This window comes from Parasutterella excrementihominis YIT 11859, from assembly GCF_000205025.1.
GTDB classification, from domain to species: domain Bacteria; phylum Pseudomonadota; class Gammaproteobacteria; order Burkholderiales; family Burkholderiaceae_F; genus Parasutterella; species Parasutterella excrementihominis.
The window spans coordinates 1-896 of sequence record NZ_GL883718.1 but is presented as its reverse complement, the minus strand read 5'-3'; the positions used below and the strand labels follow the sequence as shown (position 1 = coordinate 896).

Sequence of the window (896 nt, the reverse complement as noted above, 5' to 3'; positions counted from 1 at the left end):
GTTATCGGCGGCAAGAATGTACAGAACTACGTTGAAAATCATTATTCAGGCCAAAAAACTGATTTGAATGATGCTCAAGCTCTGGCTTTTCTAGCCCAAGATAAACAGCTGAGGACAATCAAAGCCAAAGATATAGAGCAACAAAAGTACGCGAGCTTAACAACGCTGCGGGAACAATATATCAAACAATATAGACAGACCATTGTGTCTTTAAAAGGGATTTGCCAAGCCTGGGGATTGAATATATCGAAAGGAATCAGCGGGAAAGCTCAATTGAAAGATCTGATTGAAAATCACGCAGCTTTTCCGGAGGAACTGAGGGAAAGTCTCGTTGACATGGTCACACACGCACAAACGACTCAAAAGGTCTTGAATAAAATCACCAAAACTCTTGAGGTGTTGGCTAAGAACGATAAAGTTTGCCAGCTAATTCAAACGATTCCGGGACTGGGAACAATCTGCAGTTGCAGACTTCGTGCAACGATTGGAGACATCAAGAGATTTAAAAATCCCAAAGATTTTCCTGCCTATTATGGCTTGGTACCAAGAAGCATTGCCACAGGGCACAATGAGAGAAAAGGAAAAATCACCCATCGTGGAGACAGGACAATGAGGTCTTTAATGGTGCAAGGGGCTGGATGTGTGATCCGCTTGGCCACTTGTGGAAAATTAAAATCCAAACAGTTAACGAAGTGGATTTTGAAGAAGCAAAAAGAAAAAATGCCGTGGGGAAAACTAGTATGCGCCGTTGCCGCAAAGCTTTTACGGATCGTTAGAGCTATTCTTATCAGTAGCAAACCTTATAACCCAAAAATAGCGGGGGTCGCGAAATGCTCATTGTCCAAAGGGAGCTAAAGATTTAACTTACAGTTCGAGCACAATCGTCTACAACTAAG

General features: G+C 42.3%; 1 protein-coding gene. It reads left to right on the top strand.

Translation table 11 applies throughout. The annotated features are described in order from the left end of the window. Positions 1–855, top strand: an 855-nt coding sequence (locus tag HMPREF9439_RS07000) for an IS110 family RNA-guided transposase (protein ID WP_008864325.1), incomplete at its 5' end; no start/stop codon positions are given. Between the last annotated feature and the right edge of the window lie 41 nt (positions 856–896).